Source organism: Phenylobacterium koreense (genome assembly GCF_040545335.1).
Lineage (GTDB): Bacteria > Pseudomonadota > Alphaproteobacteria > Caulobacterales > Caulobacteraceae > Phenylobacterium > Phenylobacterium koreense.
This window is the reverse complement of record NZ_JBEPLU010000001.1, coordinates 1,603,029-1,621,167: the sequence shown is the minus strand read 5'-3', so window position 1 is coordinate 1,621,167 and position 18,139 is coordinate 1,603,029. Positions and strand designations below refer to the sequence as shown.

Sequence of the window (18,139 nt, the reverse complement as noted above, 5' to 3'; positions counted from 1 at the left end):
AAAGCCGGCGCGATTACACCCAATCTCGCCAGGGTACAATCGCGACCTGATACCGTCGCCCGGCGGCGGGCAAGCGAAAACGCGCCGCCCGCTTGACCTTGAGCCTGCTTTCGCCACCTTCGGCCATGCTTGTGGGAGAAGGGGCCCAAATGGACCGCAGACTGGCGCTGGTGACGGGAGCCTCGGCGGGAATCGGCGCGGCGTTTGCGAAGATCTACGCCAGTCACGGCTATGACCTGGCCCTCACCGCCCGGCGCGCCGAGCGCCTGGAGCGGCTGGCCGATGAAATCCGGCTGGCGCACGGGGTGGAGACCCTGGTGGTTCCCGCGGATCTGGCCGATCCGGGCGCGCCGGAGCAGATGCTGCAGCATCTGACGGCCCATGGCCGCAGCGTCGACGCGCTGGTCAACAACGCCGGCTACGGGGTGACGGGCGGCTTTCTCGAATCCTCCTGGCAGACCCACGAGACCTTCCTGCGGGTGATGCTCACCGCGCCGACGGAATTGGCCTATCGGGTGCTGCCGGGGATGGTCGAGCGGCGGTTCGGGCGGATCGTCAACGTCGCCTCGCTGGCGGGACTGATCCCCGGCTCGCCGGGAGCCACGCTCTATGGCGCGGTGAAGAGCTATCTGATCAAGGCCTCGCAGAGCCTGCACCTGGAGAACCTGGCGAGTGGCGTGCATGTGAGCGCGCTCTGCCCGGGGTTCACCTATTCGGAATTTCACGACGTCAACGACACACGCGAGCAGATCAGCCGCAGCGCCCCGCCCTGGATGTGGCTGGGCGCCGACGAGGTCGCCGCGGCAGGCTACGAGGCGGCCGAAGCCAATCGCCCGATCTGCGTTCCGGGCGCGCCGAACAAGGCCATCGCCGCGACGGCGAAGATGCTGCCCGACGAGTGGGCCCTGGCGCTAATGGCCTCGCAGGGGCCGAGGTTTCGCGGGAAGGTCTGAGCCCTCGTCGCGCATGGGAGACGAAGTCTCTAGTTCGAATAGGGCGCTGCGGCCTCGCGCAGGATCACCCCGGCGGTGGATTCGGCGATCCCAGCGAGCACGAACTGCACGGCCAGGGCGCAGAGAATGAGGCCCAGCACCCGGACGACGATGGTCAGGCCGATGCGGCCGAGGATGCGGGTGATCAGCGGTGTGGCCCAGAAGCAGAGCATTACGGCCAGGGCCAGGGCGGCGATCACCGCCACCCCCACCGCCGCGCCGGCTAGGCCGAACTGCTTGGCCTCGCTGGCGTAGATGACCACCGTCGAGATCGCCCCCGGCCCGATCAGCAACGGCATGGCGAACGGGACGATCATTCGTTCGAACCGGCGGCGGGCGCTGTTGGAGTCGGTGGTGGCCGGGCTTCCCTCATCGACGGCGTTTGTGAAGGTGGCGGTGAAGTCGTCGCGAACCATCTCCAGGCCCAGCAGGAAGAGGATCACTCCGCCAGCGATCCGGAAGGCGGCCAGGGAAATCCCGAAGAACTCGAGAAGCGCCAGGCCCGAGAAATAGAAGAAGGTCAGGAAGCCGAGGACGAAGAGCGAGATATAGACGGAGATCAGCCGGGTATCCCTGCTCTTCACGCCACTGGTGGCGGCGGCGAACAGGGGAACGTTGCCGATCGGGTCGATCAGCGCGAACAGGGCGACGAAAAAGTTGACGGCGAAGTCCCACTGGCTCATGCAAGCGTCTTAGCCCAATTCGCCGCGTCCGCCGACATCCCGCAAGGGAGCGGCAGCACGCCTGCATGACAAGGAGGCCGCCATGGCCCTTGCTGACCTCGCCGTGCGCGCCGACCCGCGCCTGATCGTCCCCCTGGACCTGCCGACCGTGGACGAGGCTCGCCGCGTCACCGAGGCGCTGGGCGAGGCGGTGAGCTTCTACAAGATCGGCCTGGAGCTGTTCGCCACCGGCGGCGGCATGGGCCTGGCGCGGGATCTGAAGGGCCAGGGCAAGCAGGTGTTCCTGGACTGGAAGCTGCACGACATCGGAACGACGGTGCAGCGCGCCGCCGCGGTGCTGGCGGACGCCGGCTGCGATTTCCTGACTGTGCACGCCGAGCCCCAGGTTCTGGAGGCCGCAGTGCGAGGCAAGGGGCGCTCGGACCTCAAGGTCCTGGGCGTCACGGTGTTGACCAGCCTGAACGACGCCGACCTGGTGGAGATGGGCTTCTCCGAAAGCGCCCGCTCGCTGGTGGAGCGCCGCATCCATCACGCCATCGCCGCCGGCGCGGACGGGGTGATCGCCAGCCCGCACGAGGCGGCCCTCGCGCGCCAGATCGGCGGCAAGGGCTTCCTGGTGGTGACCCCGGGCGTGCGCCCCGACTGGTCGGCCAAGAACGACCAGGCCCGCGCCGCAACCCCGGCCGACGCATTGCGCGCGGGCGCCAGCCACATCGTCTGCGGCCGCCCGATCACCGCGGCCAACGATCCGCGCGAGGCGGCCCTGCGGGTGGTTCAGGAGATGGCGACGGCGTGAGCCGCGCCTAGCTGTACTTTGCGACGAAGGCGTCGGCGTCCAGGCGGCGAAAGTCCTCCAGGGCGTCCGCCAGGCGTTCGTGGCGCCAGTCCCACCAGGCCAGGGCCAGCAAGCCGTCCTGCACGGCCTTAGGGAACCGCTCGCGGATCGGGTGGGACGGCACGCCGCCGACGATGGTGAACGGCGGTACGTCCTTGGAGACCACCGCGCCCGCGCCGACCACCGCCCCGGTTCCGATGGTCACGCCCGGCAGCACCGTCGCGCCATGGCCGATCCAGACGTCGTGCCCGAGCACCACCCGATGGCTGCGGCGCCACTCGAAGAATTCCTGATCGTCGGCCTCGGCGAGACGATAGGAGACGGCGCGATAGCTGAAGTGGTGCTGGGCCGCCTTCCAGGTCGGGTGGTTGCCGGGATTGATCCGGGCGTCGCGGGCGATGGAGCAGAACTTGCCAATCTGCGCATAGTTCGCCGAGGCGTCGTTCACGATGTAGCTGAACGCGCCCATGGTCACTTCGGACAGGCTGGTGCGGGCGCCGACGCGCGTCCAGGGCCCGAGCACGCAGTCGTGGACGCTGGCCTCTGGGTTGATCGCGGGCTCGGACGGATCGAGCCGCTCGCCGGCGGCGGTTGCGGAGTAGCGCTCGAAATAGCGATCGCCGGGCTCCAGCGGGTGATCGGCAAGGCGCAGCATCGGAAATCTCCGCGAAAAATGAGTTCGCGGAAGCTAAGCAGGCGCGGTGACGCGGGGGTGACGAGGTCGCCGCCCGCTCAGCGGATCAGGTGGGCGCTTGTCGAGGTTTCGTACTGTCGATCCTCCCGTTTGGGGAGCTGGATCGCCAAAGGCGAGACGGAGGAGGCCGCGAAGCGATCCCGCCCGTGGCGGGGAGCCCCCTCAGTCGGCTTCGCCGACAACTTCCCCAGCGGGGGAGCATCAGAGCTTCTAGAAATCGACGGCGATACCCTTGCGTTCCCAGTCGCCGAAGCGGGTGGGCTCGGGGCCTTTGGGGCCGCCGAGTTCGGCCAGGCGCTCGGCTTCCGCAGCTTCCGCGGCGCGGCGGGCGGCGGCCTCTTCCAGGGCGCGGCGAGCGGCGGGGCTGAGCTCCTTGCCGGGAGCGGCGTGGGGCGGAAGGTCTTGGCTCATGGCTGGCATCTAAGCCCTCGCGGGGCGCGGCGCCAGCCCGCAGGGGCGTATCGCCGCTTGCCTTGCGGCCCGGATGAGGGCACGCCGCGCCTGTGACCGAAGACCGTGACATCGGCCTGCCCGCGCGCCGGGCCGCCATCGACATCCTTTCCGCAGCTCTCGCCCGCCGCGCCGGGCTGGAGGAGGCCTTGGCGCGACCGGCCTTCCGCAACCTGGCCCTCCGCGACCGGGGGTTTGCGATGGCGCTGGCCATGGCGACGCTGCGCCGGCTGGGTGCGATCGAGCGGGCGCTGGACTCGCGGCTGGCCAAGCCACCGCCCGAGGCCGTGCGCAACATCCTGCGGATCGGGGTGACTCAGGCCTTCCTGATGGACACGCCGGCCTTCGCGGCGGTGACCACCAGTGTCGACTTGGCGGCGAGCCATTCCTCGACCCGGGCCTTCAAGGGTCTGGTGAACGGGGTGCTGCGTGGCCTGCTGCGCGAGCCGCCGGTGCTGGACGACCCGGAGGCGCTGTGCCCGCCCTGGCTCTATGCGCGCTGGACCGCGGCCTATGGCGTCGAAGCGGCCCGGGCGATGGCGGCGCTGATCGCGCAGGAGCCGGCCACCGACCTTTCGCTGAAGTCGGCGGCGGATGCCGCCGAGCTCGCCCAGGCGCTGGAGGCGGAGATCCTTCCTGGCGGCGCCCTGCGCACGGCGCGCAAGGGCGAGGTCACCGGTTGGCCGGCCTATGGCGAGGGCCGTTGGTGGGTGCAAGACGCCAGCGCGGCGATCCCCGCCCGGCTGCTGGACGTAAGGCCGGGCGAGAGCGCACTGGACCTCTGCGCCGCGCCAGGCGGCAAGACGCTGCAGCTCGCCGCGGCCGGGGCCGAGGTCGTGGCGGTGGACCGGTCGGCCGCGCGGCTGGGCCGGGCGCGGGAGAACCTGGAGCGCATGGGCCTCAAGGCCGAGATCGTGGCCGCTGACGCAGGCGAGTGGGACGACGGGCGGACCTTCGACGCCGTGCTGCTGGACGCGCCCTGCAGCGCCACCGGCACCTATCGCCGGCACCCCGACGTGCTGTGGGCGGCGCGGCCGGGCGACGTGGCCGCCTTGGCCGGGGTGCAGGCCAAGCTGCTGGATTCAGCGGCCCGGCGGGTGAAGCCTGGCGGGCGCCTGGTCTATTGCGTCTGCTCGCTGGAGCCGGAGGAGGGCGAGGCCCAGATCGCCGGCTTCCTGGCGCGCCAGCCGGAGTTCGAACTGGCGCCTGTCGCGCCCGGAGAGGCTGGCGCGCCGGAGGCCAGCCGGCTGGCGGACGGGACCCTGCGCCTGCTGCCGCATCATCTGGCGGGCGGGCAGGACGGCTTCTATGTCGCCCGGCTCAGGCGCCGGGCTTAGGCCTTCACAAGGCCGCGACCTTCTTGTTCCCTTCTCAACCCTTGGCTAAGTCGAGACACATGACCTCCGCACCGATCATCGCTCCGTCCATCCTGGCGTCGGACTTCGCGCGCCTGGGCGAGGAGGTCGCCGCCATCGAGGCGGCCGGCGCCGATTGGGTGCACGTGGACGTCATGGACGGCCATTTCGTGCCGAACATCACGCTTGGCCCGGACATCGTGAAGGCCCTGCGCCCGCACGCGAAGATCCCCTTCGACGTGCACCTGATGATCTCGCCGGCCGACCCTTATCTCGAAGCCTTCCGCGAGGCGGGCGCCGACATCATCAGCGTGCATCCGGAGGCGGGCCCGCACCTGAATCGCAGCCTCAAGCGTATCCGCGAACTGGGCGCCAAGGCCGGTGTGGTCTTCAATCCCTCGACCGATCCGAGCGTCATCCAGTGGATGATGGACGAGATCGACCTGATCCTGGTGATGTCGATCAACCCCGGCTTCGGCGGCCAGAAGTTCATGCATTCGCAGCTCCGCAAGATCGAGGCGCTGCGCAAGATGATCGACGCCAGCGGCAAGCACATCGAGCTGGAAGTGGACGGCGGGGTGACGCCGGAGACGGCGCCGCTGTGCGTCGCCGCCGGCGCCACGGCCCTGGTGGCCGGCACGGCGGTGTTCCGCGGCGGGCCTTCGAAGTACGCCGACAACATCCGCGCCCTGAAGGGCGGCTGACCGGGTGGCCGGCGCCACACCGGCGATCTCCAACTCTCCGGGCGGGCTGTGGGGCCTGGCCCTCTTCAAGGGTGCGTACGGCCAGGTCCGGCGCGACTGGGCCGGCTCGCCCCTGCACCGCTGGCTGCTGGCGAGGCCCACGCCTGAGGGCCTGGCGATCGCGGCCAGGGACTTCCGGCCGGCCAGCCCCGAGGCGGGGCGGCAGATCCTGGCCGGACGTTTCCTGTTCTCGGGCGCGGTCATGGAGGCCGGGATCCGCGGCGATCCCTGGGACCGGCCGAGTCCCAGCCACGGCTTCGCCATCGGCCTGCACGGCTTCGACTGGATGCGCGACCTGCTCGTGCTGGGCGAGGAAGGCGCGGCAGAGGCTCTGCGCCTGACCTTGGGCTGGCGTGAGCTGTTCGGACGGTGGAACGCCTTTTCCTGGAGCCCGCCGGTGCTGGAGCGGCGGGTGTTCGAGCTGGCCTGCGGCGCCAAGACGATCTGCGCCCAGGCCTCCGACATGGAAGCTTCGGTGATCGTCTCCGACCTGGCCCGGCAGGCGCGGCACCTGGTCGGCGTCGCCGACGGGCCGGTGCGGGCGGCCGAGCGGGCCTGCGTCGCGGCCCTCGCCGGGACGGCCCTAAGCGGCGAAGCGGGCGAGAAACTGCTTGCTCTCGGCCTGGCGAAGCTGGAGCAGGCTTTGCCGGTGACGGTCCAGCCGGACGGCGGCCACGCCAAGCGCTGCCCGCGCTCGGCGCTCGAGCTGTTGTTCGATCTGCGCGCACTGGACGAAGCCCTGGTGCAGCGCGGCCAAGGTGCGCCCGAGAGCCTGTTGCGGGCGATCGACCGGCTCTCTGGCGCGGTGCGATTCTTTACCCTGGCGGACGGCGCGCTGCCGGAGCTGCAGGGCGGCGAGGCCGGGACCAAGGCCTATGTCGCCGCCGCGGGGGCCGCCGAGAGCGGATCCCCACCGCCGGCCTCGCGAAACGGATACCAGCGCCTGGACGGGCGCAGCCTGCAGGTCTTCGTGGACGCCGCGCCTCCGGCCAGCGGGGCCTGGAGCATCAATGCCTGCGCCCAGCCTTTGGCCGTGGAGCTGCTGGCGGACGGACGGCGGTTGATCGCGGCCAGCGCCTGGTCGCCGGAGGCGGCCGGTCCGCAGGCCCTGCGCCTGGTGGACGCCTCCTCGACGCTCTCCATCGCCGACGCGGCCTGCGGCGAGCCGCTGCGAGGCTTCCGCGCCGCCACGCTGGGACCGCGGCTGGTGGGCGCCTATGAGACCGTGGAGGTTCGCCGGCAGGAGGCCGAGGGCGCGCTGCTTGTGGAACTTTCTCACGACGGCTGGGTCAGGCGTTTCGGCATGAAGCATGAGCGCCGGCTTTATCTGGACATCGCCGCCGACGAACTGCGCGGCGAGGACGCCCTCGTCCCGGTCGATCCCCAAGGCCAGGGCGAGGAGGGGCGGCGCTTTATCCCCTTCAAGATCCGCTTCCAGGTGCACCCGGACGTCAGCGCCAGCCTGGCGCGCGACGGCAAGAGCGTGCTGCTGCGGGCCGCCGAGGACGACCACGGCTGGTGGCTGCGCAACGACGCCCAATCGGCCGACATCGAGACCAGCGTCTATTTCCAGGATGGCAAGGCCCGCCGGGCGCAGCAGGTGGTGCTGCGCGGCCAGGCGAGGGCCGAGAGCGGGGCCAGGGTGCGTTGGAAGCTGACCAGCGCCGCGCCGGGGAAGGGATAGCGGCCGTGACGACACTTGAGCCGCATTGACCGCGCGGCGTTACGGGCCTAAGTCCGCGCCGTTCCGCGTGACTGGCGAAATCAAGGTGGGCGACCACCGGGGAGCGCGGGGCCTCATCATGCCGCTCGCCTGGGCAATTTCCTTTTGAAACGCTCAAGGAGACTGCCGTGCCCGCCGCCCCGAACTTCCCGCCTGCTCCCGATCGCGTCGCGCCCAAGCGCGCCCTGATCTCGGTGTCCGACAAGACCGGCCTGATCGAGGCGGCCAAGACGCTGGCCGAGGCCGGCGTCGAGCTGGTGTCCACCGGCGGCACGCGCGCGGCGATCGAGGCCGCCGGCCTGCCCGTCAAGGACGTCTCCGACCTGACTGGCTTCCCCGAGATGATGGATGGGCGGGTGAAGACCCTACACCCGATCGTGCACGGCGGCTTGCTGGGTGTTCGTGACGCGGCCGAGCACGCCAAGGCCATGGCCGACCACGGCATCGGCGCGATCGATATCGTCTATGTGAACCTCTATCCGTTCGAGGCGACTGTGGCGAAGGGCGGATCGTTCGAGGACTGCGTCGAGAATATCGACATCGGCGGACCGGCCATGGTGCGTTCGGCGGCCAAGAACCACGGCTACGTCGCCATCTGCACCGAGCTGGCCGACCTGGAAGAGGTTCTGGCGCAACTCAAGGAAGGCGCCGGCACGACCCTGGCCCTCCGCAAGACGCTGGCGGCCCGCGCCTATGCCCGCACCGCCGCCTATGACGCGGCCATCTCGTCCTGGTTTGCGGCCCAACTGGGCGAGGAGGCGCCGCGCCGCCGCGCCTTCGCCGGCGAGTTGGTCCAGACCATGCGCTATGGCGAGAACCCGCACCAGAAGGCCTCATTCTACCGTTTCGCCAACCCGCGGACTGGCGTGGCCACCGCCAAGCAGCTCCAGGGCAAGGAGCTCAGCTACAATAACGTCGCCGACACCGACGCGGCCTATGAGCTGATCGCCGAGTTCGACCCGGCCGTGGCCCCGGCCTGCGCCATCATCAAGCACGCCAACCCCTGCGGCCTGGCGACCGGCGGCTCGCTGCTGGAGGCCTATGAGCGGGCCCTGGCCTGCGACCCGACCAGCGCCTTCGGCGGCATCGTCGCCTTGAACACCGGGCTGGACGCGGCCACCGCGGCCAAGGTTCTGGAGATCTTCACCGAGGTGGTGATCGCCCCTGACGCCGACGAAGAGGCGGTGGCCCTGTTCCGCAAGAAGAAGAACGTGCGCCTGCTGACCACCGGCGGCCTGCCCGATCCTTATGCGCCGGGCGACACCTTCCGCTCGGTGGCGGGCGGTTTCCTGGTGCAGAGCCGCGACACCGCGCGCCTGACGCCGGCGGACCTCAAGGTGGTGACCAAGCGGCCGCCGACCGACGAGGAAGTGCGCGACATGCTGTTCGCCTTCACCATCGCCAAGCACGTGAAGTCGAACGCGATCGTCTACGCCCGAGGCGGCCAGACCCTGGGCGTCGGCGCCGGCCAGATGAACCGCAAGGACTCCGCCCGGATCGCGGCCCTGCGCGCGGCTGACTTCGGGCTCGACCTGAAGGGTTCGGCCTGCGCCTCCGAAGCCTTCTTCCCGTTCCCTGACGGCCTGCTGCAGGCGGCCGACGCCGGCTGCACCGCGGTGATCCAGCCTGGCGGCTCGATCGGCGACGACAAGGTGATCGAGGCAGCCGACGAGCGCGGCATCGCCATGGTCTTCACCGGCGTGCGGGTGTTCCGGCACTAGGACTGACGGGAAGGGCTCTGCTCGAAAGAGGGTGTCATCCCGGTTTGTGAAGCAAGACCGGGACCCATATGCGCTGCGGCGACGAAGACGGCGCCGTCTGGTCGGTCCTGAGGGATCTGGTGTGTATGGGTCCCGGTCTTCGGCCAATGGCCGAAACCGGGATGACACTGGGACCTAGAAGCCCCGGCGCGGCTGCGCCGGGGCTTCTTCGTTCTACTTCGCCTCGACGTTCGCCAGTTCGCGCAGGGCGGCGTTGGCGATGGTGAGCTTGGCGAAGGACCAGGCGCCGCCAGCCGCTTCGATCTCCTCCACGGCCTTGCGTGCGGCGTCGGCGACGTCCCGGCGCCGGGCCGCCCAGGAATCGATGGCGGCCAGGGCGACTTCCTCGGTCTTGCCGGCTTCGCGGCCGTCGGCGAGCGTCATGACGCCGCGGGTGACGGAGGCTTGCTCGGCGAGCAGGTCCTCGATCAGCCGACGGACGGCGGTGCGCTCGAAGGAGTCTCCGGCGGTGAAGCCGCCGGCGGCCGCGCGGAGGCGGTCGAAGGCGAAGGTCCGGCCGACCTGCTGGTAGAGGCGCGCGGCGTCGGCCAGCGGCCAGGCCGAGGCGTCCGCCAGATCGACCAGGTCCACGGCCACCGTCAGCGGCTGCAGGTTGGCGACCTGGCGAGCCAGAGCCTCCGGCGCGCCGGCGGTGGTCAGGCGGCTGACCTGGGCTTCCAGGGCCTGTCGCTCCACTGGGGAGAGGATGTCCGGGATCAGCTTCTTGAGCGTGGCTGCGCCGGGGCCATAACGCTTGACCAACGCCTCGACGCCCTGGCCGCCACGCGCCGCCCGGCGGGCGAGCCAGAAGGTCTCGCCGCGCAGGGTGTAGGCTAGGCGCCGATAAAGCGCCATCTGGCCGGCGGCGGGCGCCTTGCCGTCCAGCGCCGAGACCTGATCCCACAGGGGAACGAGACCGAGCACCGCCTTGGCCGCTTCATAGGCGGTGACGAAGGCGGTGACGTCACAGGAGGCGGCGGCCATCAGCCGGGTCGGGAAAGAGGGCCCGCAGCGGTTGATGGCGTCATTGGCGACCACGGTGGCGATGATGTCGCGCCGCAGGCGGTGACGGCGCAGGGCCTCGTCGTACTTGCGCAGGGGCTTGGGGAAGTAGCCCTCCAGCAGGTCTTCGAAGTAAGGGTCATCGGCGACGGGGCTGTGGGCCATGTCGCCTTTCAGCTCCAGCTTGCCATAGGCCAGGAGCACAGCCTCTTCCGGACGGGTCAGGCCCTTGCCGGCCTGGCCGCGTTCGGCCAGGGCATTGGCGTCGGGCAGACCCTCGACCGCGCGGTCGAGCTGCCCTCGGCTTTCCAGATGAGCCATGTAGCGAGCGTGCGGCTCAAGCTCGCCGGCCGCATCCAGGTCCATCAGCGAGAGGGCCAGGGTCTGATCGTAGTTGTGGGCCAGGACGTGGGTGGCCACATCTTCGGTCATCGACTTCAGCAGCTTGTCGCGCCTGGTCCGATCGAGCACGCCGGTGCGTTCCAGCATGCCGGTGAGGATCTTGATGTTCACCTCGTGGTCGGAGGAGTCGACGCCGGCGGAGTTGTCGATGGCGTCCGTCTCCACCCGCCCGCCGGCCAGGGCGAACTCGATGCGGCCGGCCTGGGTAAGGCCGAGATTGGCGCCTTCGCCGACCACCTTGACCCGCAGGTCGGCGCCGTTGATGCGCACGGAGTCGTTGGCCTTGTCGCCGACATCCGTATGGTTTTCGCGCTGACCCTTCACATAGGTGCCGATGCCGCCGAGATAGAGCAGCTCGGCCGGCGCCTTGAGGATGGCGGTCATCAGCTCGGCCGGGGAGAGGCTGTCGGCCTCGACGCCCAGCATCGCCTTGACCTCGCGGCTGAGCGGGATCGACTTCAGGGCGCGGGAGAAGACGCCGCCGCCCTTGGAGATGGCCTTGCGGTCATAGTCGTCCCACGAGGAGCGCGGCAGTTCGAACATCCGATGGCGCTCGGCGAAGGCGCGGGCGGCGTCGGGGTTCGGGTCGAGGAAGATGTGCCTATGGTCGAAGGCGGCCAGCAGGCGGGTCTGCTGCGACAGCAGCATGCCGTTGCCGAAGACGTCGCCCGACATGTCGCCCACGCCGACCACGGTGAAGGGTTCGGACTGGATGTCCTTGCCCAGCTCGCGGAAGTGGCGCTTGACCGCTTCCCAGGCGCCCCGGGCGGTGATGCCCATCTCCTTGTGGTCGTAGCCAGCCGAGCCGCCGGAGGCGAAGGCGTCGCCCAGCCAGAAGCCGTAGGATTCTGCCACGTCGTTGGCGATGTCGGAGAAGGTGGCGGTGCCCTTGTCGGCCGCGACGACCAGATAGGGATCGTCGCCGTCATGGATGATCACGTCCTGCGGATGGACGACCTTGCCTTCGGGGTCGAGGTTGTCGGTGACGTCCAGCAAACCCTGGAGAAAGGTCGTATAGGCGCGGATCGCCTCGGCGCGGGCGACGTCCGGCGCTGCGCCCTTCGGAAGCTGCTTGGGATAGAAGCCGCCCTTGGAGCCGACTGGGACGATAACCGCATTCTTGGTCTGCTGGGCCTTCACCAGGCCGAGCACCTCGGTGCGGAAGTCGTCGCGGCGATCGGACCAGCGCAGGCCGCCGCGGGCGACAGGGCCGAAGCGCAGGTGGATCCCCTCGATGTGCGTCGCCCAGACGAAGATCTCGCGATAGGGCTTGGGGAGCGGCAGATCGGCCAGCTCGCCGGAGGCGACCTTGAAGCTGATATAGGGCTTGGGGCGGCCGTCCTCGCCGCGCTGGTAGTAGTTGGTGCGCTTGATGGCGCCGACAAGTTGGGCCAGGCGGCGCAGCACCCGGTCGTCGTCCAGGCTGTCCACATGCTGCAGGGCCTGGATGATTTCGTCCATCAGCGCCGCGGCCTTGTCGGCGCGCTGGGCGAGGTCTCCTCCGGCGGCCGGATCGAACTTGGCGCGGAAGAGGTCGAGGATCAGGCGCGCCACGTCCGGATAGTTGGAAAGGGCGGTTTCCTGCACCCGCTGGCTGGGATCGAGCCCCGACTGCTGGCGGTAACGGGCCAGGGCGCGGATCAGGGCGGCCTCGCGCCAGGAGATCGAGAGCTCCAGCACCATGCGGTTGAAGCCGTCGTTCTCGGTGGCGCCGGCCCAGACGGCGGTGAAGGCGTCCTCGAAGGCCGTCTTCACGTCCTCGAAGACGAGATGCTCACCGTTCGGGTCGTCGAGCTCGAACTCGTGGACCCACACGCGCCGGCCGCCGGCCGGCATGACCGGATGGCCGTTCTCGACCATGGCCTTGAGGCCCATGTTCTCCAGGATCGGCAGCACGTCGGCGAGGGGGGCCGGGGACCCCGGGCGATAGAGCTTGAAGCGGAGCTGGGTCCTGGAGTCGGCGGCGCGGCGGAAGGCGCGGATGCGGACCGGCTCGTCAGGGGTCAGGCTCTCGATGATGGCGATGTCGGCCAGAGCCTCGACGGCGTCGTAGCGTTCGCGATAGCCGGCGGTGAAGGCCTCGCCGTAGCGGCCGACCATGTCGGCGACCTCGGCGCTGGCCCGGCCCGAGGCCCGGACGGCGGCGGCGAAGCGGTCGGCCCAGGTGCGGGAGGCTGCGGCGATCCGGGCTTCGAGCTCTTTCAGGTTCGGCTCGGCATGGTGGCCCGGCTGGACGCCGATGATGAAGTGCACCCGGGCGAGCGCGCTGTCCGGGAAGGCAGGGTAGTAGGCGGAGACGTGGCCCTCATAGGCTTCGGCCAACATTTCGCCGGCGCGGACGCGCAGGTCGGAATCGTAGCGGTCGCGGGGAACGAACAGCAGGACCGAGGCGAACCGGTCGAAGGGGTCGCGCCGCTCGAACAGCCGCACGCGCGGCCGGTCGTAGAGGTGCAGGATGCCGAGCGAGGCGGCCAGCAGGTCGTCTTCCGAAGCCTGGAAAAGCTCGTCCCGGGGATAGGTCTCCAGGATGTTGCGCAGGCGCTTTTCGTTGTGGGCGCTGGGGGCCTTGCCGGCGCGGTCGAGGACCCGGGCGACCTTGGCGCGGATAAGCGGCACGCCGTGGGCGGGCTCGTCATAGGCTTCGGAGGTGAAGAGGCCGACGAAGCGGACTTCGCCGGAGGGCTTGCCGTCGGCGCCGTAACGCTTGACCCCGACATAGTCCATGTAGCCGCGACGATGGACCTTCGAGCGCAGGTTCGACTTGGCCACGGTGACCGGGTCGGCGGCTATGTTGGCGGCGACCTGGGCGGTCAGCAGGGCCGGCTCGGAGGAACGGCGCAGCACGGTGCGGGCCGGATCACGCAGCACGCCGAGACCGTCCTGCGGCTGGTAGAGCGGTTCTTCCTTGGCGTAGCCGCCGTCCTTGAGGCGGGGGTACTCGTAGACCCGGGCGCCAAGATAGACGAAGTGCTCGTCGCGCAGCCAGCGGAGGAATTCGAGCTCCTCTTCGCGGCCGGGGGTTGCGGGGGCGGATTCGAGTTCGTCGATGGTCCGAGCCATCAGGGCCAGCATGGCGGGGAAGTCGTCGACCGCGGCCCGGACGTCGGCGAGGGCGATCTTGAGACCGGCGATCAGGGTGTCCTCGCGGTCGGAGCCCACCCGCTCCAGGATCACCTGGATCATGGACTCGCGGCGGGTGTCGCCGTCGGCCCGGCGGGCGCCCCTGGCGTCCCGGGCCACCTCGACGACCGGGTGGAACAAGGCGCGGACGGAGAGGCCCTGCTCGGCGATTTCGCCCATCACGCTGTCGACCAGAAACGGCGCATCGTCCTGCAGGATTTCGAGACGCTCGAGATTGGCGGCGCCGTCGACCGGCGCGAGGCGGATCACCGGCTCGGCGCCCTTGCGCGTCTCGGTCCAGGCCCAGAAGTCGGCGAGGACAGCCGCCAGGGCCTTGGCGCTGATCTCGGGAAGCTCGTCGGGAGCTACGTCCCAGGCGGCCTGGGAGACGAAGTCGTGGGCCGCGGGCGTCTCGCCTGCGAGCGCCATAAAGGCGGTGACCAAGCCGCGCTGGGCCGTGGTCAGCTTGGGTCGCTTGCTCATTGGAACACCCCCCCTGCGAGAGCGCCGCCGGAGGAGAGAGTCCGGCGGCGCGTCGCTCCGCCCTGGGGGGGAAGGCAGAGCGCTTGGGGCTCGCAGCGGCGGGGGCTGACGCCTGAGCCGCCAATGTTTCGGGGGGGACCCGAACGGTCCTTAGATAGGGAGGAAGCGAACAAGTTGAAGGCCTTGGTTTTCAGCTTTTGTTTTCACGCTTGCGTGACGGGCGGGAACGCCGTTCTGGCGTCGGGGGTTCGTGAGGCGCGCCGGCGGCGGCGCGGTCGCGCAGCTTGTCCGGCTCGCCGTCGGAGGACAGCAGCACCGCAAGCCAGCGGGTGCCGTCGAACTGGGCCAGTATGACCATGGCCATGACGGTGAGGGGCGTGGAGAGGAACATCCCGGTCATCCCCCAGATGAGTCCCCACAAGGCCAGGCTCAAGAGGACGACGATCGGGTCCATGTTCAGGCTGTCGCCCTGCATGCGCGGCAGGACGATGTTGCCGACCACGAACTGGATCGACTGCAGCACCGCCAACAGGACGATCGCCGGCCAGAAGCTTTCGAACTGGATCAGGGCGAAGACCGGCGGCGCCAGGATGCCGATCGCCCCGCCGATCACCGGGATGTAGGAGGCGATGAAAATCAGGAAGGCCCAGAAGACCGCGTTGTCCAGGCCGACCGCGAACATCGCGATCCAGGAACCGATGGCGATCATCAGGCCGGTGACGGTCTGAACCCACAGATAGCGCTCGACCCCGTCGCGGATTCGGCGGAAGGCCTGCATGGCCTCGTTGCGTTCGGCGTGGTGGGGGAAGAGCCCGACCACCTTGCGCTGGAAGCCCCGACGCGAGGCGATGATGAAGCCGAGATAGATTAGGACGAAGAACGCGTCCGAGGCGAAGCCCTGCAGCCCGCGGGCGAAGCTCGCCAGATAGGCGCTGGGGTTCAGTTGGGCGACCAGTTCGTTGATCGTCGGCGGCACCTCGACCCCCAGCAAACCGGCGATCTGGGCGATCAGGTTGTTGAGCTTGGGAGTGTAGGCGCTGATCTGGCTGATGAAGGCGCTGGCGTTGTCGGCGATCACCAGCACCGAGATTCCGAATAGCAGCAGGAGCAGCACGATCGCCGCCGCCAGCGCGGTCTTCGGGCCCAGAAAAGGCAGCTTCGCCTTCAGGACGCGGGCGAAGCCGTCGATCATCACCGCCAGGAACACCGCCAGGGCCAGCGGCGTCAGAATGCCTCGCAACCAGTAAAGGGCGGCGCCTGTCGCGATCACCGCGAGGGCGACCAGCGAGACGCGGACAGTGTGTGACTCGAGGTTTGGAGCGGGCATGGATTCTTTTGCTGCAGCGGATCCCTAGAACTGTCGGTCCCGGGGCCTGCTGCGTCAATTTGGACACGTCCTACCCTGGTTTTCGCAAGATGGGGAGGGTCCATGCCGTCAAGACGCGTAACTGCGGCCAAGCCTCACCTATTCCGAACAAAATTCGGCAACAGGTTTCCAGCCGAGGAAGATCGGTGGAAGCTGGACCGGCGTCCGGTTAGCTTCGGCGCCAGGATCCTGTTTGCGGAGCGGACCATGTCGGATGGCGTGCTGATCGGTTTTTCGGACCACCTTGAGCTTCTGCGGCTCGACCGGGCCAATCGGCACGGCCTGGTGGCGGGCGCGACCGGCACGGGCAAGACCGTCACCCTGCAGGTGCTGGCCCAGGGCCTGTCCGACGCCGGGGTGCCGGTGTTCGCCGCCGACGTGAAGGGCGACCTCTGCGGGATCGCCGCCCCTGGAGCCCCGAACGCCAAGTTCGAGGAACGGGCCAAGCTGATGGACCTGACCCTCGATCCACGGGCGGCGCCGACCGTATTCTGGGACCTGTTCGGAGAGCAGGGCCATCCGATCCGGGCCACCGTCTCGGAGATGGGCCCGCTGCTCATCTCCCGCATGCTCGAATTGAACGACGTGCAGGAGGGCGTGCTGACAGTGGTGTTCCGCGCCGCCGACGACGAGGGCCTGCTGCTGCTGGATCTGAAGGACCTGCAGGCGGCGTTGAGCTTCGCGGCCGAGAACGCGAAGGAGCTGGGCGCCAAATACGGCAACGTCTCGGCCTCCACCGTGGCGACCATCCAGCGCAAGCTGCTGGTGCTCGAAGACCAGGGCGGGGCGGGCCTGTTCGGCGAACCGGCCCTGCAGCTTTCGGACCTCATGCGCACCGACGGCTCGGGGCGCGGCTATGTGAACATTTTGGCCGCCGACAAGCTGATCGCCAGCCCGCGGCTCTACGCGACTTTCCTCCTGTGGCTGATGAGCGAGCTCTTCGAGGAGCTGCCGGAGGTGGGCGATCCGGAAAAGCCGCGCCTGGCCTTCTTCTTCGACGAAGCGCACCTGCTATTCCGCGACGCGCCCAAGCCGCTGCTGGAAAAGGTCGAGCAGGTAGTGCGGCTGATCCGCTCCAAGGGGGTCGGGGTCTATTTCGTCACCCAGAACCCGGCGGACATCCCCGAGGAAGTGCTGGGTCAGCTCGGCAACCGGATTCAGCACGCCCTGCGGGCCTATACGCCGACCGAGCAGAAGGGGCTGAAGGCCGCCTCGAACTCCTTCCGCACGAACCCCGCGTTCGACACCGCCGACGCGATCCAGCATCTGGGGGTCGGCGAGGCGCTGGTCAGCGTGCTGGACGAAAAGGGCGCGCCGACCGTCGTGCAGAAGACCCTGATCCGGCCGCCGGTTTCGCGTCTCGGGCCGATCACCCCAGCCGAGCGGGCGGCGCTGATGGCGCAAAGCCCAGTGAAGGGGCTGTATGACACCGTGAAGGACCGCGACAGCGCCTTCGAGATGCTCAAGGCGCGGGCCGACACCGCGGCGGCCGCCGCGGCCAAGGCGCCGGAACCGGTGGAGGCCGAGCCCCGCGGGCGCGCGCCGGCGGCTCCTCGCCCGCGCGCCTCCAACCGCCAGTCCATGGGCGAGGCCTTCACCAAGTCGCTGTTGCGTACGGCCGGAACCACGATCGCCCGCGAGCTGATGCGCGGCCTCCTGGGCGGGCTGAAGCGGCGGTAGGAGTTGGGCGACGCCAGGCGTCAGGATGTCCGCAGGCAGATGACCTGGGCGACGCGCAGGTCGCGCCGAAGGGTGTCGGCGACCCGGCCGTAATTGTCGGTGGTGATCGGCTCGCCGAGGGCGAACTTGTCCGGATGTTGGCGGGTGGCGGTGAGGGCCGCGACCACCGTCTCGGGTGAGGTGGTGTAGATTCGGCCGCGCCGCGGGGACTCGGCCACGGTCACGCCAACCACCCGACCGGAGCCGTCGAGGACCGGCGACCCGGAGAGCCCAGCGAGGGTGCCTTCCAGCCCATCGGTGCGGCCGGTCTCGGCCCAGACCAGGACCGGCTCGGTGCGGGCGCCGCGCCCGCGCACCTCAAGATTTTCGCGACCCAGCAGGCGCGAGGTCGCTTCGCCCGGTTCGCCCTGGGGAAAGCCCGGATGGAAGGCCCGATCGCCTCGATGCAGGGGCAGGTTGAGACCGAGCGGCAGAGGCGGCGCGCCGCCTTCGGTGGTGAGAATGGCCGCTTCCCCGCGCGGGTCGATCCGCACATGGGCCTCCACCCCGCGGCCGTCGCCGACGAGGATGGCGGTCTGGGTGCAGCCGTCCACCACGTGGCGCGCGGTGATCCAGACGCCAGTCTCGGAGATGGAAAAGGCGGTGCCGACGCCGGGCTCGGCCTGGCCCGGCACATCCACCACGACTTGCGGGTCGAAGGGGGAGGCGGGGCCGAGCGGCTGGCCGTCGCCGGCCACAGGCGGGGGCGCCGGTGGGGCGTCCGCCCGCTCCTGACGGCCGATGGCGGCGATCAGCAGGGCCAGCACCACCGCCGCATAGACCAGCCAGTCAGGAAGCCTTGGAAAGTGCAT

At 69.6% G+C, this 18,139-nt stretch carries 13 protein-coding genes and 1 riboswitch; of the genes, 7 read left to right on the top strand and 6 right to left on the bottom strand.

Annotated elements, in window-relative coordinates; all coding sequences use genetic code 11:
• The first annotated feature begins 149 nt into the window (after positions 1-149).
• Positions 150-953: an SDR family NAD(P)-dependent oxidoreductase gene (locus tag ABID41_RS08110; RefSeq protein WP_331930868.1), complete on the top strand. Its 804-nt coding sequence runs from the start codon at positions 150-152 to the stop codon at positions 951-953.
• Between the two features lie 29 nt (positions 954-982).
• On the opposite strand, the gene ABID41_RS08105 is transcribed toward ABID41_RS08110, so the two are convergent.
• Positions 983-1,675 carry a MarC family protein gene (locus ABID41_RS08105; protein ID WP_331930870.1) on the bottom strand — a complete coding sequence of 231 codons (693 nt, stop codon included), beginning with the start codon at positions 1,673-1,675 and terminating at the stop codon, positions 983-985.
• A gap of 103 nt (positions 1,676-1,778) precedes the next feature.
• Here ABID41_RS08105 and pyrF point away from each other — a divergent pair, with 103 nt between their 5' ends.
• Positions 1,779-2,471 (top strand): orotidine-5'-phosphate decarboxylase, encoded by a 693-nt coding sequence (gene pyrF / locus ABID41_RS08100; RefSeq protein WP_354297733.1) that lies wholly within the window; start codon positions 1,779-1,781, stop codon positions 2,469-2,471.
• A 7-nt stretch (positions 2,472-2,478) separates the two neighbouring features.
• Here pyrF and ABID41_RS08095 read toward each other — a convergent pair whose 3' ends face one another.
• Both ABID41_RS08095 and ABID41_RS08090 read right to left on the bottom strand, forming a co-directional pair.
• Positions 2,479-3,165, bottom strand: coding sequence for a DapH/DapD/GlmU-related protein (locus ABID41_RS08095; RefSeq protein WP_354297404.1), 687 nt, complete (start codon positions 3,163-3,165; stop codon positions 2,479-2,481).
• A 249-nt stretch (positions 3,166-3,414) separates the two neighbouring features.
• Entirely contained in the window at positions 3,415-3,624 is a 210-nt protein-coding gene (locus ABID41_RS08090) for a DUF1674 domain-containing protein (protein ID WP_354297403.1), read from the bottom strand.
• A gap of 83 nt (positions 3,625-3,707) precedes the next feature.
• Between ABID41_RS08090 and ABID41_RS08085 the strand changes: the two genes are divergently transcribed.
• The 4 genes from ABID41_RS08085 (at position 3,708) to purH (ending at position 9,196) form a co-directional block, all read left to right on the top strand.
• Entirely contained in the window at positions 3,708-4,991 is a 1,284-nt protein-coding gene (locus tag ABID41_RS08085; protein WP_354297402.1) for an RsmB/NOP family class I SAM-dependent RNA methyltransferase, read from the top strand.
• A 59-nt stretch (positions 4,992-5,050) separates the two neighbouring features.
• Positions 5,051-5,713 (top strand): ribulose-phosphate 3-epimerase, encoded by a 663-nt coding sequence (gene rpe / locus ABID41_RS08080; RefSeq protein WP_354297401.1) that lies wholly within the window; start codon positions 5,051-5,053, stop codon positions 5,711-5,713.
• A 4-nt stretch (positions 5,714-5,717) separates the two neighbouring features.
• Complete coding sequence (locus ABID41_RS08075) at positions 5,718-7,436, top strand: heparinase II/III family protein (RefSeq protein ID WP_354297400.1); 1,719 nt, start codon at positions 5,718-5,720, stop codon at positions 7,434-7,436.
• A gap of 57 nt (positions 7,437-7,493) precedes the next feature.
• A riboswitch (ZMP/ZTP riboswitch) is annotated at positions 7,494-7,578 on the top strand.
• Positions 7,579-7,603: 25 nt separating this feature from the next.
• Entirely contained in the window at positions 7,604-9,196 is a 1,593-nt protein-coding gene (purH, locus tag ABID41_RS08070; RefSeq protein ID WP_331932228.1) for a bifunctional phosphoribosylaminoimidazolecarboxamide formyltransferase/IMP cyclohydrolase, read from the top strand.
• Between the two features lie 213 nt (positions 9,197-9,409).
• Here the strand turns inward: purH and ABID41_RS08065 are convergent, their stop codons facing one another.
• Together ABID41_RS08065 and ABID41_RS08060 are read right to left on the bottom strand one after the other, a co-directional pair.
• The gene (locus ABID41_RS08065) at positions 9,410-14,242 is read right to left on the bottom strand and encodes an NAD-glutamate dehydrogenase (protein WP_435529983.1); all 4,833 of its coding nucleotides are present in this window, start codon (positions 14,240-14,242) and stop codon (positions 9,410-9,412) included.
• 190 nt (positions 14,243-14,432) lie between these two features.
• A complete protein-coding gene (locus ABID41_RS08060; protein WP_331929473.1) occupies positions 14,433-15,569 on the bottom strand; it encodes an AI-2E family transporter in 1,137 nt (378 codons plus the stop codon).
• A 246-nt stretch (positions 15,570-15,815) separates the two neighbouring features.
• Here ABID41_RS08060 and ABID41_RS08055 point away from each other — a divergent pair, with 246 nt between their 5' ends.
• Positions 15,816-17,288 (top strand): helicase HerA-like domain-containing protein, encoded by a 1,473-nt coding sequence (locus ABID41_RS08055; protein WP_354297399.1) that lies wholly within the window; start codon positions 15,816-15,818, stop codon positions 17,286-17,288.
• A 20-nt stretch (positions 17,289-17,308) separates the two neighbouring features.
• On the opposite strand, the gene ABID41_RS08050 is transcribed toward ABID41_RS08055, so the two are convergent.
• Positions 17,309-18,139 carry a S1 family peptidase gene (locus ABID41_RS08050; RefSeq protein ID WP_354297398.1) on the bottom strand — a complete coding sequence of 277 codons (831 nt, stop codon included), beginning with the start codon at positions 18,137-18,139 and terminating at the stop codon, positions 17,309-17,311.

Coding starts and splice junctions, on each gene's coding strand:
- ABID41_RS08110 (WP_331930868.1), top strand. CDS start 150: ATGGACCGCAGACTGGCGCTGGTGACGGGAGCCTCGGCGGGAATCGGC.
- ABID41_RS08105 (WP_331930870.1), bottom strand. CDS start 1,675: ATGAGCCAGTGGGACTTCGCCGTCAACTTTTTCGTCGCCCTGTTCGCG.
- ABID41_RS08095 (WP_354297404.1), bottom strand. CDS start 3,165: ATGCTGCGCCTTGCCGATCACCCGCTGGAGCCCGGCGATCGCTATTTC.
- ABID41_RS08090 (WP_354297403.1), bottom strand. CDS start 3,624: ATGCCAGCCATGAGCCAAGACCTTCCGCCCCACGCCGCTCCCGGCAAG.
- rpe (WP_354297401.1), top strand. CDS start 5,051: ATGACCTCCGCACCGATCATCGCTCCGTCCATCCTGGCGTCGGACTTC.
- ABID41_RS08065 (WP_435529983.1), bottom strand. CDS start 14,242: ATGAGCAAGCGACCCAAGCTGACCACGGCCCAGCGCGGCTTGGTCACC.
- ABID41_RS08060 (WP_331929473.1), bottom strand. CDS start 15,569: ATGCCCGCTCCAAACCTCGAGTCACACACTGTCCGCGTCTCGCTGGTC.
- ABID41_RS08055 (WP_354297399.1), top strand. CDS start 15,816: ATGTCGGATGGCGTGCTGATCGGTTTTTCGGACCACCTTGAGCTTCTG.
- ABID41_RS08050 (WP_354297398.1), bottom strand. CDS start 18,139: ATGCACTTTCCAAGGCTTCCTGACTGGCTGGTCTATGCGGCGGTGGTG.